Source organism: Nonomuraea sp. K271, assembly GCF_009908215.1.
In the GTDB taxonomy this organism is placed as follows: domain Bacteria; phylum Actinomycetota; class Actinomycetes; order Streptosporangiales; family Streptosporangiaceae; genus Nonomuraea; species Nonomuraea longispora.
In genome coordinates, this window is record NZ_JAAAHR010000204.1 from 1 (window position 1) to 16,391 (window position 16,391).

Annotated in this window: 12 protein-coding genes and 1 rRNA gene; 6 read left to right on the plus strand and 7 right to left on the minus strand. The window is 68.9% G+C overall.

The genetic code is table 11. The features are described from left to right. Positions 1-509: PucR family transcriptional regulator ligand-binding domain-containing protein (locus tag GUY59_RS41430; RefSeq protein ID WP_330849288.1), on the minus strand; the 509-nt coding region annotated here is incomplete at its 3' end. Between the two features lie 275 nt (positions 510-784). Between GUY59_RS41430 and gabT the strand changes: the two genes are divergently transcribed. Together gabT and GUY59_RS41440 are read left to right on the plus strand one after the other, a co-directional pair. After that, complete coding sequence (gene gabT / locus GUY59_RS41435) at positions 785-2,113, plus strand: 4-aminobutyrate--2-oxoglutarate transaminase (protein ID WP_138207274.1); 1,329 nt, start codon at positions 785-787, stop codon at positions 2,111-2,113. A gap of 177 nt (positions 2,114-2,290) precedes the next feature. After that, positions 2,291-2,527: a hypothetical protein gene (locus GUY59_RS41440; RefSeq protein ID WP_165960012.1), complete on the plus strand. Its 237-nt coding sequence runs from the start codon at positions 2,291-2,293 to the stop codon at positions 2,525-2,527. Positions 2,528-2,683: 156 nt separating this feature from the next. Here GUY59_RS41440 and GUY59_RS41445 read toward each other — a convergent pair whose 3' ends face one another. From GUY59_RS41445 to GUY59_RS41460, 4 genes are all read right to left on the minus strand, one after another. Next, entirely contained in the window at positions 2,684-3,796 is a 1,113-nt protein-coding gene (locus GUY59_RS41445) for an extracellular solute-binding protein (RefSeq protein ID WP_138207272.1), read from the minus strand. Between the two features lie 84 nt (positions 3,797-3,880). After that, complete coding sequence (locus GUY59_RS41450) at positions 3,881-5,386, minus strand: CoA-acylating methylmalonate-semialdehyde dehydrogenase (RefSeq protein WP_138207270.1); 1,506 nt, start codon at positions 5,384-5,386, stop codon at positions 3,881-3,883. Beyond that, on the minus strand, positions 5,383-6,663 hold the full coding sequence (locus GUY59_RS41455; protein WP_138207268.1) for an aspartate aminotransferase family protein: 1,281 nt from the start codon (positions 6,661-6,663) through the stop codon (positions 5,383-5,385). The genes GUY59_RS41450 and GUY59_RS41455 overlap by 4 nt, the downstream gene beginning before the upstream one ends. A 152-nt stretch (positions 6,664-6,815) precedes the next feature. Beyond that, positions 6,816-8,276, minus strand: a complete 1,461-nt coding sequence (locus GUY59_RS41460) for an MFS transporter (RefSeq protein ID WP_138207266.1) — start codon at positions 8,274-8,276, stop codon at positions 6,816-6,818. A 55-nt stretch (positions 8,277-8,331) separates the two neighbouring features. On the opposite strand from GUY59_RS41460, the gene GUY59_RS41465 reads away from it, so the two are divergent. The 3 genes from GUY59_RS41465 (at position 8,332) to GUY59_RS41475 (ending at position 12,354) form a co-directional block, all read left to right on the plus strand. Continuing rightward, positions 8,332-9,030, plus strand: coding sequence for a TetR/AcrR family transcriptional regulator (locus GUY59_RS41465; RefSeq protein WP_138207264.1), 699 nt, complete (start codon positions 8,332-8,334; stop codon positions 9,028-9,030). Between the two features lie 13 nt (positions 9,031-9,043). Beyond that, a complete protein-coding gene (locus GUY59_RS41470; protein ID WP_138207262.1) occupies positions 9,044-10,672 on the plus strand; it encodes an AMP-binding protein in 1,629 nt (542 codons plus the stop codon). A 65-nt stretch (positions 10,673-10,737) separates the two neighbouring features. Next, positions 10,738-12,354, plus strand: a complete 1,617-nt coding sequence (locus GUY59_RS41475) for a PucR family transcriptional regulator (protein ID WP_138207260.1) — start codon at positions 10,738-10,740, stop codon at positions 12,352-12,354. Between the two features lie 980 nt (positions 12,355-13,334). Here GUY59_RS41475 and trpS read toward each other — a convergent pair. Further along, on the minus strand, positions 13,335-14,297 hold the full coding sequence (gene trpS / locus GUY59_RS41480) for a tryptophan--tRNA ligase (RefSeq protein WP_138207258.1): 963 nt from the start codon (positions 14,295-14,297) through the stop codon (positions 13,335-13,337). Positions 14,298-14,551: 254 nt separating this feature from the next. On the opposite strand from trpS, the gene GUY59_RS41485 reads away from it, so the two are divergent. Continuing rightward, on the plus strand, positions 14,552-16,030 hold the full coding sequence (locus GUY59_RS41485) for a phosphodiester glycosidase family protein (protein ID WP_138207256.1): 1,479 nt from the start codon (positions 14,552-14,554) through the stop codon (positions 16,028-16,030). A 145-nt stretch (positions 16,031-16,175) separates the two neighbouring features. Here the strand turns inward: GUY59_RS41485 and rrf are convergent. Continuing rightward, positions 16,176-16,292 (minus strand): 5S ribosomal RNA (gene rrf, locus GUY59_RS41490). Positions 16,293-16,391 lie beyond the last annotated feature (99 nt).

Here is a 16,391-nt window from a genome sequence, read left to right on the forward strand (position 1 = left end):
AGGCGGGCGAGTTCGGCCGTCACCGTGCCAGTCCTTGCGCCGCGCGTCGCGTGACGTACCTCGCCCGACTCGTCCAGCAGCGCGGCCCAGCCGCCGACCTCCTTGGCGAGCCGGTCGATGACCGCGTACATGCCCTCCGGTCGCAGCGCGGCCCGCGTCAACCGTCCCTGGGCGTCGAAGGCGCGGGTGATCTCCTCGTACTGCTCGGCGGCCAGGAGTTCGCTGACGGCCTTGCCGATGGCGATGAACGGCGTCTCGCGCGGCACTTCGAACAGGGGCAGCCCGTGCTCTTCTGCGGCGGCGACCAGGGCCGCGGGAACCTTCTCGTGCGAGACCCCCACGCCGAAGCCGAGGCCGGCCACGCCGCGAGCCACCAGTCGAGCGACATATCCCGACAGGTCCCCAGCCATCCGCATCCCCGTCGTGAGCAGCAGTTCCCCACCCTCCAGGTACGGGGTCGGGTCCGCGAGCTCGCTCACCGCCACCCACCGCACCGGCACATCCAGCACCCCAGCGCCGCCCCTTCCGCCCGCCCCAGACCGACGCGACCCCTCGGACGGCGCACGGCCGGACAGCGCACGATCAGACAGCGCACGATCAGACAGCGGGCGGGCGGACGGCGGGCGGGCGGAGGTGCCGGCGAGTGGGCGGAGGCGCATGCGACGCACCACCGTCCGCAGGGAAGGCGGCATGAGGATTTTGTCCATTCTGGCGAATACGACCGCCTTCAGTTTGACATATCGGCATATCGGCGCAGGTGAGAGGCCGCCGTAGCGTCGGGGCCATGAGCATTCCCCAGGAACGACGCGTCGTGACCGCGATCCCAGGCCCCAAGTCGCAGGAGTTGCTGGCCCGCAAGCAGGCCGCCGTCCCACCCGGCATCGGCACCGCCCTGCCGGTCTTCGTCACCCGCGCGGGCGGCGGGGTGCTCCAGGACGCCGACGGGAACTCGCTGATCGACTTCGGCTCCGGCATCGCCGTGACCAGCGTGGGCAACGCCGCACCCAAGGTCGTCGAACGTGTCCGGCGGCAGGTCGCCGACTTCACCCACACCTGTTTCATGGTCACCCCGTACGAGTCGTACGTGCGGGTGTGCGAGAAGCTGAACGAGCTGACCCCCGGTGACCACGACAAGCGCACCGTGCTGGTGAGCACGGGGGCCGAGGCCGTGGAGAACGCCGTCAAGATCGCCCGCCACGCCACCGGCAGGCCGGCCGTCGTGGTGTTCGACCACGGCTACCACGGCCGCACGCTGCTCACGATGACGCTCACGGCCAAGAACATGCCGTACAAGGAGAAGTTCGGCCCCTTCGCACCCGAGGTCTACCGCGTGCCGCTCGCGTACCCGTTCCGCTGGCCGTCCGGGCCGGAGAACTGCGCCGAGGAGGCCGCCGAACAGGCCATCGACATGATCATCAAGCAGGTGGGGGCGGAGAACGTGGCCGCCGTGGTGATCGAGCCGATCGCCGGCGAGGGCGGGTTCATCGTGCCCGCGAGGGGTTTTCTGCCACGCGTCGCGGAGTTCTGCAGGGCCAACGGGATCGTGTTCGTGGCCGACGAGGTGCAGACGGGGTTCGCGCGCACCGGCACGATGTTCGCCTGTGAGGACGAGGGCATCGTGCCCGACATCATCACCACCGCGAAGGGCATCGCGGGCGGCCTGCCACTGGCGGGCGTGACCGGGCGCGCGGAGATCATGGACAAGGTGCACGCGGGCGGCCTCGGCGGCACGTACGGCGGCAACCCCCTCGCCTGCGAGGCCGCGCTGGGCGTGATGGAGACCATCGAGGAGGAGGACCTGGTCGCCAGGGCCCGCCGCATCGGCGACACCATGCTGCCCCGGCTGAGGGCGTTGCAGGAGCGCTTCGACGTGATCGGCGACGTGCGCGGCCGAGGCGCGATGATCGCCATCGAGCTGGTCGAGCCGGGCACCAAGGTGCCGAACCCGGCCGCCGTCCAGGAGATCGTCCGGCGCTGCCACGCGGAGGGCCTGCTGGTGCTCACGGCGGGCACGTACGGCAACGTGCTGCGCTTCCTGCCGCCGCTGGTCATTCCGGACCATCTGCTCGAGGAAGGGCTCGGCATCCTGGAGAAGGCGATCGCCGAACTGTAGAACAAACCCATCCGAATCGGGCACCCGGCTTGCGCTGGATGCCCGATTTTGTTGGTGTAACTGCCGTCAGCTGGGTAGAGAATTCACCCTGACTTGACGCTCTGCTAGACGATCACAGCCACGGTCAGGGTTATAACGGTTCCGGTATACGGATGGGCAATGGCTGCGGGAAGCGTGATGAACTGGAGTTCCACCAAGACGGCGACGCGGAGCATGGTGACGTTCGACCCTGAAGGGCTGACCTGGGCTCAGCGTGACGGCGACGCCTGTGTCGTCTGCCACAAACGCTGGCCACGACCACGCAAGCGGGTCGGCCGGCTGCCCGACGACGCGCCGGTCCTGGCCTGCGCCGACTGCGCCGAAGCGCTCCTGCCCTCGCCCGCCGCGACCGTCGTCGCCTTCCCGTCACGCTGAACAGGTCCGACTGAAACACCACGCCGCCGTCCCCGTGCCGCAGGACAGCGAGACGCCCCGGGACAGGGGGGAAGGCCCAGGGCGTCTCTGCAGGTCACGCCCAGCGGGGGGAGGGGGCGCGCCCGCGGCACATCACGTCAGGATCGGCGCCCCCGTTCACTCGGCGAGTTCCCGCCACCGCTCGGTCCAGGCGTCATAGTCACTACATTCCCCGCAAGCGGGCGGCCGTACCGCGAAGACCACGTGGTCGAGCTTCTTCTCCTCGCCTGCGCCGTACGCCTCGCACATCTGCCTGGCCCGCCCCTTGCACGCCTTGTCGTTGGCCGGAGCCAACCCCACCCACGCGGCCGCGTCGCGCTGCGCGTCGGCCGCGGTCACCCAGTTGAGCCACCGGTAGGCGCAGGTGGTGTCGGGCACGTTCGCGCCGAGCATCCACGAGTCGACCCACCCGGTGGTCCGGCGGGTGCTGACGGCCTTGATCGGCTTCCCCGCCTTCTGCAGCAACATCTTGTGGTACGGGGTCGCCTGGGCATAGTCGAGCGACCCGGTGGCGAACCCCTTGACCAGGTCGATCGGGTTGCGCCAATAGACGCGGTCCCTGCTGCCTTCCAGCAGCGCCATCGTCTGGTCGAGCTGCTTGGTCGTCAGCTCGTACGGCTCGTCCGAGCCGCCGGCCATGGCCGCGTCGGCTATCGTCAGCGGGGTGTCCCTGAGCGCGACCCGCTCTGAGGCGAACACCTCACGCAGGTCCGCGCCCTCGACCCGGCCGGCGTCGTAGATGAACTCGTGGTAGCCCCACAGGTAGGGCACGCCGTACACCTTGCCCGAGACGGTGGACATGTCACGGAAACGCTCGTCGATGTCGTCGTAGCCGGCGATTTTGGCCGGGTCGATGGCCTGCACCTGCTTATTCGCGACCAGGTCGGCCGCCAGCACGGGCCCGGCGGAGATCACGTCGTAGGGCCGGTCGTCGACTTTGTCGGCCATTTCCTCGGCGGTTTGCACGCTGTCGAGCTTGGCGATCCGGCAGCCGGTCTCCTTCTCGAACGCGCCCGTCCAGTTGACCTTGGGGCTGGTGCCGCCGTACTCGGCGTAGCCGCGGTAGGTGAGGATCTGCAGGGTGCCGTCACTCTGCGTCGCCGTCGGACTCTGAGAGGGACTCGGGGAAGCGCTCGGGGAAGGGCTCGGCGGTGTGGGCCGCGCCGCTCCCATGCCGACGACCAGCGCTGATGCGGCGATCGCCAAGGCATAAGTACGACGACGATCCACGATGTCCCCCCTTGTCCCTCTGCTGGGAGCTTACCGGGGAGCGGGACGGGAGGGACGCGCATCTCTCCCGTCCGTAATCGCGAGTTACCTGTTCGTGGGGAAGCCGAGGTTCACGCCACCGTGCGAGGGGTCGAGCCAGCGGGACGTGACGACCTTGCCGCGGGTGTAGAAGTGCACGCCCTCGGTGCCGTGCACGTGGGTGTCGCCGAACAGCGAGGCCTTCCAGCCGCCGAAGCTGTAGAAGGCCATCGGCACCGGGATGGGCACGTTGACGCCGATCATGCCCACCTCGACCTCGTTCTGGAACCGCCGGGCGGCGCCGCCGTCGTTGGTGAAGATCGCCGTGCCGTTGCCGTACTCGCCGCCGTTGATCAGCTCCAGGCCCTCCTCGTACGAGCCGACGCGCACGATCGACAACACCGGCCCGAAGATCTCGTCGGTGTGCGTACGCGAGCCCGGGGGGACGTGGTCGAGCACGGTCGGCCCGAGCCAGAAGCCGGGTGTCTCGGCGGCCTTGCCGCCGCCGAGCACCGCCGTCTCGCGGCCGTCCACGACCAGCTTGGCGCCCTCCTCGACCCCCAGGTCGAGGTAGGACGCGACCTTGTCGCGGTGGATTCCGGTGACCAGCGGCCCCATCTGCGCCTTCGGGTCGTCGCCAGGGCCGATCACCAGCCGGCTCACCCGTTCGACGATCTTCTGCACGAGCTCGTCGCCGATGGGGTCGACGGCCAGCACGACCGAGATCGCCATGCAGCGTTCGCCCGCCGAGCCGAACCCGGCCGACACCGCCGAGTCGGCCACCAGGTCGAGGTCGGCGTCGGGGAGCACGAGCATGTGGTTCTTGGCGCCGCCGAGGGCCTGGACCCGCTTGCCGTGCGCGGTTCCGGTCTCGTAGACGTAGCGGGCGATCGGGGTGGAGCCGACGAACGAGACGCCGCGCACGTCCGGGTGTTCGAGCAGCCGGTCGACGGCGGCCTTGTCGCCCTGCACGACGTTGAACACGCCGTCGGGCAGCCCTGCTTCCTGCCAGAGCCGGGCCATCAGCAGCGACGCCGACGGGTCCTTCTCCGACGGCTTGAGCACGAACGTGTTCCCGCACGCTATCGCGATCGGATACATCCACATCGGCACCATGGCGGGGAAGTTGAACGGCGTGATCCCGGCCACCACGCCCAGCGGCTGGCGGATGGAGTAGGAGTCGACCCGCGTCGAGACGCCTTCGGAGAAGCCGCCCTTGAGCAGGTGCGGGATGCCGCAGGCGAACTCCACGACCTCCAGGCCCCTCGACACCTCGCCGAGCGCGTCGGAGTGCACCTTGCCATGCTCGGACGAGATCAGCGCCGCCAGCTTGTCGCGGTGGGCGTACATCAGCTCGCGGAAGCGGAACAGCACCTGCGACCGCTTCATCAGAGAGGCGTCCCGCCAGGCGGGGAAGGCCGCCGTCGCGGCGGCCACGGCCGCGTCCACGGCGGCCGCCGACCCCAGCGCCACGTGCCCGCTGACCTCGCCGGTGGCGGGGTTGAAGAGCTCGGCGGTACGGTCGTCGCCGTCCGCGAGCGCCCCGTTGATCCAGTGCTTGACCGACTTCACTGAGCTGCTGCCTCTGCGTTGATGGTTTCCAGTGCGGTGACGATGATGCCGAGCCCCTCGACGGCCTCGTCCACCGTGAGGGTGAGGGGCGGCGCCATGCGGATGGCGTTGCCGTACAGGCCGCCCTTGCCCGCCAGCAGGCCGGCCTTCTTGGTCTCCTCCATGAAGCGGGACGCCTGCGCGGGGCCTTCCAGTTCGATGGCGAACATCAGCCCCTTGCCCCGCACCTCCTTGACCACGGGCAGTCGCTCGGCCGCCTCCTTGAGCCCGTTGATGATGATGGCGCCGGTACGAGCGGCGTTGGCCTGCAGGTCGTGGTCGAGCACGAAGTCGAGGGTGGCGTTGGCGGCGGCCATGGAGATGGGGTTGCCGCCGAACGTCGACAGGCCCACCGCGTGCGGGGCGTCCATCAGGTCACCGCGCGCGACGACGCCGCCGACGGCGAAGCCGTTGCCCAGCCCCTTGGCGAACGTGAGCATGTCGGGCGTGACGCCGTGGTTCTGAATGCCGAAGAACGCGCTGCCGGTGCGGCCCCACCCGGTCTGCACCTCGTCGGAGATGAACAGGATGCCCTGCTCGTCGAGCACCTCCTTGTACGCGGCGAACAGCCCGTCGGGAGCCATCGTGAACCCGCCCACGCCCTGGATCGGCTCGGCGATGAGCGCGGCCACGTCGTTGGAGACGGAGGTGGCCAGCACGTGGCGCAGGTCGTCGACGCACGCCTTGACGTAGTCGGCGTCCGACAGGCCCGCGAACTGGGTGAGGTGCCGGTCGGTGCCGTGCAGGAAGTGCACGTTGAGCGGGGACAGCGAGTTGTTCTTCCACGCCCGGTTGGCGGTGACGCTGATCGCCCCGAAGCTGCGCCCGTGGTAGCTCTGCCGCATGGCGAACACCTGGTCGCTCTTCCGCGCGTACGTGGCCAGCAGCAGGGCGGTCTCGTTGGCCTCGGTGCCGGAGTTGGTGAAGAAGACCTTGGCGTCGGGGATGCCGGACAGCCGCGCGATCTTCTCGGCGAGCTCGACCTGGCCGCGCAGCAGGTAGGCGGTGCTGGTGTGCACCACGCCCGTGGCGAGCTGGCGTTCGACGGCCTCACGCACTTCGGGCACGTCGTACCCGATCATGTTGGTCAGGATGCCGGCGAAGAAGTCGAGATAGCTCTTGCCCTCGCCGTCGATGACGCGGTTGCCCTTGCCGCTGACGATCTCGATGGGCTCGGTGTAGTTGAGTGCCAGCCAGGCGGGCATCACTGCCCGATGGCGCGCGAGAAGCTCCGACATGCTCCCGAGTATTCCTTTTTCGTCCGCATCCTCCTATCTCCAGAGTGTCGGGTTAGCGGAAAATCGGGTTACACGATGTAACGACACCTTACGAGCGACGAGCGTGTCCGCAAGCTGGTCAGCCTCGAAAGCATGAGGGAACCCCGTGTGCGCTAGACCCCTTCGGTGGCGGGCTCGCGCACCTCGGCGGCGGGGGCGAGGGCCGGGCGCAGCACCGTGAACGCGAGCAGCGCGGCGGCCACGCTGAACCCGGCCCCCACCCACGACCCGACGTGCACCGCGGTGGTGAACGCCTCTCTGGCGGGCTCCACCATGCCGAGCCTGAACGCCTCTCCGATCGAGTCACGGGCCGCGGCGGGCACGTCGGCGGGCATGGAGGAGGTGAACACCCCGGCCAGCACGCTGCCCAGGACGGCGATGCTCAGGGCCAGGCCGACCTGCTGGACGGTGTCGTTGAGCGCCGAGCCGACACCGGCGTGCTCCAGCGGGATCGCCCCCATCAGCGACGCGTACGCCGACGGCCCGGCCAGCCCTCCGCCCGCGCCCATCAGCACGAGCGCGCACAACAACGACGGGTAGCCGGTAGTGGCCGCCATGATCACGAAACCGGCGGCCATGACGGACAGCCCGCCCGAGATCAGCGTACGGTTGCTCACCTTCTTCCCCAGCCCCGCGCCGATCCCGTTGAACAGCACCGCGGCGCCGGCCTGCGGCAGCATGGCGAGCCCGGCCTGCAACTCGCCGTAACCCAGCACGAACTGCAGATACTGCGTCAACATCAGCATGACGGCGCCGGCGCCGAACGACATGAGCAGGATCGAGAAGGAGGCGCCGCCGAAGTTTCGGTTCCTGAACAACGTCAGCGGCACCATCGGGTGCTCGGAACGGCGTTCCCAGAGCACGAAGGCGGCCAGGGCGATCACGGCGAAGGCGATGACCAGCGGGTTCCACTCGCGCTCGATGATGACGTAGACGCCCGCGGTCAGGCCGGTGATCGACAGCACCACGCCGACCGGGTCGATCTTCCGCGCGCCGCTGCGGGTCTCCGGCATCAGGACGTAGGCGGCGACGATGGCCACCACCGCGATGGGGATGTTCAGCAGGAAGACCGAGCCCCACCAGTAGTGCTCCAGCAGGAAGCCGCCCAGCGTCGGGCCCGCGACCACGCCGAGCATCGCGACGCTGCCCCAGATGGCCATGGCCTTGCGCCGCTCGTCCTCGTCGAAGACGGTCATGAGGATCGACAACGTCGAGGGCATGAGGATCGAGCCGCCGACCCCCATGAGCGCCCGCGCGCCGATCACCTGCCACGGTTCGGTGGCCAGCACCGCGAGCAGCGACGCCCCGCCGAAGAGTGCCAGGCCGATGACCAGGAACCTCCTGCGCCCGTAGCGGTCGGACAGGCTGCCAGCGGTCAGCAGGAGACCCGCGAAGGCGAGCACGTAGGCGTCCAGGATCCACTGGATGTCGGAGTACGTGGCGCCGAGCTCTTCGATGAGCGACGGGATCGCCAGGTTGAGCACGGTGCCGTCCACGGTCAGCACCAGAAGCGAGAGGCACAGAACGACGAGGGTCCACCACCGCCGAGGGTCTCGTACATTGTTCGAGTTCACCCGCACACTGTAGGGCACAATAGAACAGTGTGCGAGTACCTTTATTCTTGGACGCATGACCGGCAAGCAGTTCACCTCCGTATGGGTCCGCGAGCCACGCAAGCCCGCGGCCCCCGGCCGCAGCCGCATGGAGATCGTCAGAGCCGCCGTGGAGATGCTCGACGAGGAAGGGCTCAGCGGGCTGAGCATGCGCAAGCTCGGCGCGAAGCTGGGCGCCGGCGCCACCAGTCTCTACTGGTACGTCGCCACCAAGGACGAGCTGCTGGAACTGGTCTACGACGAGGTGTGGGGCGAGATGACCGTGCCCGACCCCGACCGGGTGGGCTGGCGCGACAGCGCCTCCGCGGTGGCCCACAGCATGCGCCAGGCGGTCCTGCGCCATCCGTGGTCGGCCGACCTCATCGGCCGCCTGCCCGCGCTCGGTCCCCAGGCGATGCTCGTCGCCGACCGCATGCGTAAGATGATCAAGGCGGCCGGGTTCACGGGGATGGACATCGACTTCGCCATCTCCACGCTCACCGCCTACGTCTTCGGCATGACGATCCCCGAGATCGCCTGGAACACCGCGATGGGCGACCGGTACGACGCCGACGAGATGCGCGCCGTGGTCACCAGGGCCGCAGCCGGCCATCCCGACATGCTGGAGCGCATCGACATGGACACCTACGACGACCCGCAGGCGATCCGGGAGATGTGTTTCGACTTCGGGCTCGTGTCGCTGCTGGACGGCCTTGAGCGGCGGCTGGCGACGTAGCAGGATCCGAGACATGAGCGATTTCCGTGCCGCCCGTGACTTCCTGCTCGGCGCCGACCCCGTCACCGCGCGACGCGACTTCCGCTGGCCGGAGCCGTCGGAGTTCAACTGGGCACTCGACTGGTTCGACGGGGTGCTGGCCGCCGAGACGCCCGGCGCCGTCGCATTGAAGATCGTGGGCGAGAGCAGCGCCCGCTACACCTTCGCCGAGTTGTCGGCCCGCTCCAACCAGGTCGCCAACTGGCTGCACCGGCAGGGCGTGCGCCGGGGCGACCGCATCCTGCTCATGCTGGGCAACCAGGCCGAGTTGTGGGAGTCGCTGCTGGCCGCGATGAAGCTGGGCGCGGTCATCATCCCCGCCACCACGCTGCTGACCGGGAAGGACATCACGGAGCGCATCGAGCGCGGCGGCGTTGCCCACGTGATCGCCAACGCCGCCGACGCGGGCAAGTTCACGGGCGGCGACTACACGAAGATCGCCGTCGGTGACGCCTACACCTGGCTGTCCTACCACGAGGCGTACGAAGCGCCCGAGCGCTACTCTCCCGACGGTCCCACCCGGGCCCAGGACACGCTCCTGCTCTACTTCACCTCCGGCACGACCTCGCAGCCCAAGCTGGTCGAGCACACGCACGCCTCCTATCCCGCGGGGCACCTGTCGACGATGTACTGGATCGGCCTGCGGCCGGGCGACGTGCACCTCAACGTGTCGTCCCCGGGATGGGCCAAACACGCGTGGAGCAACGTGTTCGCCCCCTGGAACGCCGGCGCGACCGTGCTGATCCACGACTACCAGCGCTTCTCCGCCCGCGCCCTGCTGGAGGTGCTCCGCGACGAGCAGGTCACCACGTTCTGCGCGCCCCCGACCGTGTGGCGGATGCTCATCCAGGAGGACCTCGCGGCCTGGCGGCTGCCGCTGCGCACGGCCGTGGCCGCGGGCGAGCCGCTCAACCCGGAGATCATCGACCAGGTGGCCAAGGCGTGGGGCCTGACGATCAGGGACGGCTACGGGCAGACCGAGACCACCGCGCAGATCGGCAACGCGCCGGACGACCCGGTCAGGCCGGGCTCGATGGGGCGGCCGCTGCCGGGGTACGACGTGGTGCTCGTCGATCCGGTCTCGGGCGAGCAGGGGGACGACGGCGAGATCTGCCTGCCGCTGGACGAGCGCCGCCCCCTAGGCCTCATGTCCGGATATGTCGGTGGATCTAGTGAAGCTATGCGCGACGGCTTCTACCACACCGGCGACGTCGCCACCCGCGACCAGGACGGCTACATCACCTACGTCGGCAGGACCGACGACGTCTTCAAGGCCTCCGACTACCGCATCTCGCCGTTCGAGCTGGAGAGCGTGCTGCTGGAGCACGCCGCCGTGGCGGAGGCCGCCGTGGTCGCGGCGCCCGACCCGGTGCGGCTCGCCGTACCGAAGGCCTATGTGACGCTGGCACCGGGCTTCGAGCCGGACGAGACGACCGCGCGGGCGATCTTCGAGCACTGCCGCAGGGAGCTGGCGCCGTTCAAGCGGGTGCGACGGCTGGAGTTCGACGAGCTGCCGAAGACCATCTCCGGCAAGATCCGGCGGGTTGAGCTGCGCATACGCGAGCCCCGCGGCGAGTTCCGCGAGGAGGATCTGACGTCATGAGAAGGGAACACGGCGTAAATCCCCCTTTACCCGTTCTTACAGGCTGATCAGCTAGGCTCTGCCCCGTGCTGCCCACCATCGCCGACGTCCTCGCCTTGGAGACCGTGCGCCGGGGCAACCCGCGCGTGGTCGCGGGCGCCGATCGGCTCGACACCAAGGTGCGGTGGGTGCACGTCGGCGAGATCGCCGACATCGCACAGCTCCTGCGCGGCGGGGAACTCGTGCTCACCACAGGCGTCGCGCTCCCCGACGACCCGGAGAAGCTCGCCGACTACATCGGCGAGCTTTCCAGTGTGGGGGCCTCGGGGCTGATCGTGGAGCTGGGCCGCAAGTTCGTCCGCGAGCTGCCGCGCGCCGTGGTCAAGGCCGCCGAGGAGCACGGCCTGCCGGTCATCGTGCTGACCCGCGAGACGCCGTTCGTGCAGATCACCGAGTCCGTGCACGCCCGGATCATCGACATCCAGCTGGAGGAACTTCGGGCCTCCGAGCAGCTCCACGAGGTCTTCACCGAGCTGTCGGTCGAAGGCGCCTCGCCCGCCGAGGTGCTGGCGCAGGTGGCCAGGCTGTCCGGCCGGCCCGTGCTGCTGGAGAACCTGGCCCACCAGGTGCTGGCCTGCGAGTCCGCGGGCCGTGACGCGGGCGCCCTGCTGGCCGGGTGGGAGAGCAGGTCCAGGGCGGTGGCCCCGGCCGAACGCACCGCGTACGACGCCGCGTCCGGCTGGCTGGTCACCACGGTCGGCGCTCGCGGCCAGGACTGGGGGCGGCTGATCCTCATCTGCGGCTCCTCGCCGAGCCCGCGCGACATGGTGCTGGCCGAGCGCGCCGCCACCACGCTCGCCCTGGGCCGCCTGCTCGAACGCCACCAGGAGTCGCTCGAACGCCAGGCCCACGGCACGATCATCACCGGCATTCTCACCCACGCCTACTCCGATCCCGAGGAGGCCGCCGCCCGCGCCCGTGCGGTCGGCGTGCCCCTCACCGGGCGCAAGCTGGTCAGTGTGGTCATCAGACCGACCGACCCGGTGGACCAGGCGCTGGACGGCCAGGCGCAACTCGGCGAGCTGGCCGAGGCGACCGCCGCCGCGTGCCGCGACGCCCGCCTGCCCGCCCTGGTGGGAGCACTCGACCAGGCGCGCGTCGGGGTCCTGATGCCGCTGCCGCCGCGCGCCCAGGTCGAGCCGGCGCTGACCGCGCTGGCCGACCGGCTGCGCGCGTTGTGGCGGCCCGGCTCGGCGTTCGTGCTGGCGGCCGGCTCGCTGGTGGAGTCCATCCGGGACGTACGCCGCAGCTTCCTCGAAGCCGAGCAGGTCGCCGACGTGGCGGTCCGCCAGCCGGACGGCCGGGCCTTCTACCGCCTGCCCGACCTGCGCCTGCGCGGCCTGCTGCACCTGCTGCGCGACGATGCGCGGCTGCAGACGTTCGCCGAGCGGGAGCTGGGCCCGCTGCTGGCCCACGACGCGCAGCGGGGCGGCGACCTCACCCGCATCCTGCGCATCTATCTCGACGCGGGCAGGAACAAGGCGGTCGCCGCGCAGAAGGCCCATCTGTCCAGGCCCGCCTTCTACGACCGCCTGCGCCGCCTCGAACGTATCCTGGACACCGACCTCGACGACGTCGAGTCATGCCTCTCCCTCCACGTGGCGCTGCTGGCCCTGGAGTCCTTCCGCCGGGAGAACCGGTGAGCACGCCGATGTGTTGGAATGGGCGATATGTCTGATGTGCTCAGGCCCGACCTGGCCGATTTCGGCCGCATGCTCGCCACCGCGGAAGCCTTCTCGATGCCCGTCCACGACGTGCAGCTTTCCCCGGACGAGCTCGACTCCGGCCAGATCGTGGCAGGCGACCAGCCACCTCCTCACTGGAGTTCGGCGGCGGCCGCGGCATGCGGGAGATCACGCCCCGGCGTGGTGACACGGTCTGCGCCGTCCCGCCGGGCCGCGCCGCGATCGCCGTCGAGGGCGGATCCGGCGACGCCGGCCCGCTCCCAGCTCACGGCCTGTGACGGCGTTGCCCGGCAGGGCAGTGCACGTCGAGGCCCTACTTTCGCCCGCGAGCCGTCAGCCGCACGACGAAGAGGATCACGCGGAATGTCGCGGGGGGCACTACCGGTCGGAGGGGCTGAGGATGGCTTCGGCGGTCTTCTCCATGAGGGGATCCGGCTCGGGATCGCCGTCGACGTGGACGGCGCCGGATCGCCCACGATCTTGGAGTGGGCGGCCAGTTCGGTGAGCGCTTTCCGCACGTCCCGGAACGTAGGGCGATCCGTACTGGTGGCGGCGGGTATGCGACGCTGAATGCCAGCATCGCGCATGCCAGGCCGACCGCTTTCGCACCGTTCAGTGATGCTCCGTTCGGTGGAGACGCGCCGACTCGGGGCCGGATCGGTTTCGGCGCGTGCCTTGTGTGTAGGGCCGGCGGGGTTTCCGCCGCGTTTCCGACCGCCCCGAGCTCACCCGAGACCGGCAAGGACCGTCACCGATCCCAATCTCCACACAGCGCAATATGGCGGAGCGGTGCATCGACTTGATCGAGCGATGCCGAGGGGCGGCCTTCCCGTTAGTCGGAAACGCCCGACAGAATGGGGCCGATCCGCACCTACGCGGGGGGCCGCCTTGGATCCACATCCTCCGACCGGCTCGCAGCTCCGCACTTCGCACAAGCCCTAGAAGCCCATCGCAGCCCGTACCTCGTCGAGGGTGGTGACCGCCCGCGCGCGGGCCCGTTCGTTGCCCTCCGCCAGGATCTGCCGCACGTCGTACTCGGCGTGTTCCTTCCTGCGCTTCCTGATGGGGCGCAGGAACTCGTTGACCGCCTCCGTCACCAGGCGTTTGAGCGCGGCGGCGCCGCCGTACCCGATCTCCTCCGCCAGGTCCTGCGGCGAGCGGCCCATGCAGAGGGCGGCGAGCGTGAGCAGGTTGGCCACCTCAGGGCGGTGCGCCTCGTCGAACGTGATCAGCCGATCGGAGTCGGTACGGGCCTTGCGGATGAGGGCGGCCGTCTCGTCCTCCGTGGCCGACAATGTGATGGCGTTGCCACGGCTCTTGCTCATCTTGCCGCCATCCAGCCCTCTGAGCAGCGGCTGCTCCCCCATCATGGCCTCGGGCACCGGGAACACCTCGCCGTACCGTTCGTTGAAACGTCGCGCCACCAGCCGCGTCATCTCCACGTGCGGCAGTTGGTCCTTGCCGACGGGCACCAGCGTGCCCTTGCAGAACAGGATGTCGGCCGCCTGGTGCACCGGATAGGTGAACATCAGGCCGCTGACCGCCCGCTGCGAGCTGTGCGCGATCTCGTCCTTCACCGTGGGGTTACGCTGCAACTCCGCCACCGACACCAGACTGAGGAACGGCAGCATCAACTGGTTCAGCTCGGGGATGGCGCTGTGCCGGAAGATCGTGACCTTGGCCGGGTCGAGTCCGACCGCCAGATAGTCGAGCAGCAGCTCGGTGATGTTGCGCTGGATCTGGCCGGGCAGGTCGCGGTCGGTGATGACCTGGTAGTCGGCGATCAGGACGTACATGGGATGAACGTCCTGCAGTTCGACGCGATTGGCCAGCGAACCGAAATAGTGGCCCAAGTGCAGCGGCCCGGTCGGGCGGTCACCCGTGAGCACGACGTCTTTCATGGCCTCTCTCCTTTGGATAAATGCCGTCCCGGAGAGAACCCACACGTTGACGGGCCGCCTCGAGACGGCCCGGACATGGGTTATCAGTGGCCGTCTATCGGCCACCACCACATGCCGCTGTGTGTCATATCCGAATTGTATCCACTGGTGGTGTCAATCTCGTAACCTCTGCACTTCTTTCGCGTGTTCGCCTGCCTCAGAGACCTTGATCTCGCCAGGATGGTGCGGTCCCTTTACCGCCCTCTGGAGAATTCATGTCTCGACGCACCCTCGCCGGCGGCCTGGCCATAGCCGCGGCACTCACCCTCACCACACTGCCGGTCGCGTCCGTCGCGGCCGAGCAGGCGTCGGTGAGGTTCCCGTCGGCCAAGTTTCCGCTGGGCACCCGGCCCGCGGCGACCAAGAAGACGACGACCGTGGCACAGGGCATCGACCTGTACGACGTGAAGGCGGGCACGTCGACCGACGGTTACACGGTGACCGTGCTGATGCCGTCAGGCCGCGACTACGGGACCCTCCGCACCGCCGAGGCCGTGGTGGTCGAGGTGGAGGCCGCCGGAGAGACCCCCAGCCTGCAGAAGGTGATCAGGCCCGGCGTCGCCGACGCCCCCTCGCAGACCGTGTACATGGTCCGGGTCGGCCTGTGGTCCTTCAAGGACAAGAAGAAGGCGGATAAGACCGCCAAGACACTCAAGAAGGCCGGCCTGAAGGTCAAGGTCGACTATCTCGGCGACGACGGCCTGAAAACCACGGGCCCCTGGAACGTCAAGGTCGTCATGATCGACAAGAAGGCCTTCCGCGGCTCGTACGCGGCCTCGCTCGGCAAGAGCGTGGCCAAGCGCGAAACCGTCTCGTCGATGGTCAAGGCCGGCAAGGCACTGGTCGGCGTCAACGGCGGTTTCTTCAACATCCACACCGCCAAGGCGCTGCGCGGCGAACCCGTCGGCGCGTCCGTCGTGAACGGCAAGCTCCTGAGCGAGGCCATCCCCGGCCGGTCGGCCGTGGTGCTAAGAGGCCGATCCGCGAAGATCACCGAGCTGACGACGACCGTGAGCGCGGTCTCCCAGGACGGCGAGAAGGCCGAGATCAACGGCGTCAACCGGGCCGCCGCCACCGACGAGCTGGTCCTCTACACGGAGGAGTACGGCGCCAAGACGCCCACCGGCGGCACGGACGCCGTGATCGACCCCAACGGCAAGGTCGTGGGTCTGCGCACCTCCGGCGGCAAAATCATCAAGGGCATGCGGGTGCTGCACGGCAACGGCGTGGGCGCCGACTGGCTCAACGAGCACGCCTGGCAGGACTGGAAGGTGAAGATCACCACCAAGGTCGTCGACCTGCGCACCAAGAAGGCCCTCAAGCTGACCCCCGACCTGAACGTGATCGCGGGCAGCGTCGGGCTCGTACGCAACGGCAAGGTCAAGATCACCGCCAAGCGTGACGGCCACGACTCGATGAACATGATCCTCCGCCGTCACCCGCGCACGCTTCTCGGCACCACGAAGAACGGCAGCCTCATCCTGGCCACCATCGACGGACGGCAGCCGGGCATCACCGTGGGCGCGAACTTCGTGGAGGCCGCCCAGTTCATGCGCTGGCTGGGCGCAAAGCACGCCATCAACCTGGACGGCGGCGGGTCGACGTCGATGGTGGTCGACAACAAGCTCGTCAACCGGCCTTCGGACGGCTCGGAACGCGGCATCGGCGACGCTCTCCTGGTCCTCCCCAAGTAACCTCAGGAGCGACTCCCTGAATCACCGAAGGGACCCGTGCCACCACGCACGGGCCCCTTCTTCGCTCAGCGCCTCGCCCCAGGCCGCGCTCATCGAGCACAAAAAAAGGGCTCCACGCCTCAAGCGTGGAGCCCCTACAAAAACTGTCCGGCGGCGACCTACTCTCCCACACCCTCCCGAGTGCAGTACCATCGGCGCAGAGAAGCTTAACTTCCGGGTTCGGAATGTAACCGAGTGTTTCCTTCCCGCCATAACCGCCGTAACCCCATGAAACCGACAAACACAACCGCTTGCAGTCTCAGAATTGCCTAGTGGACGCGAGCAACACCATAAAAAGTATGCTTTGTGGTCAAGTCCTCGG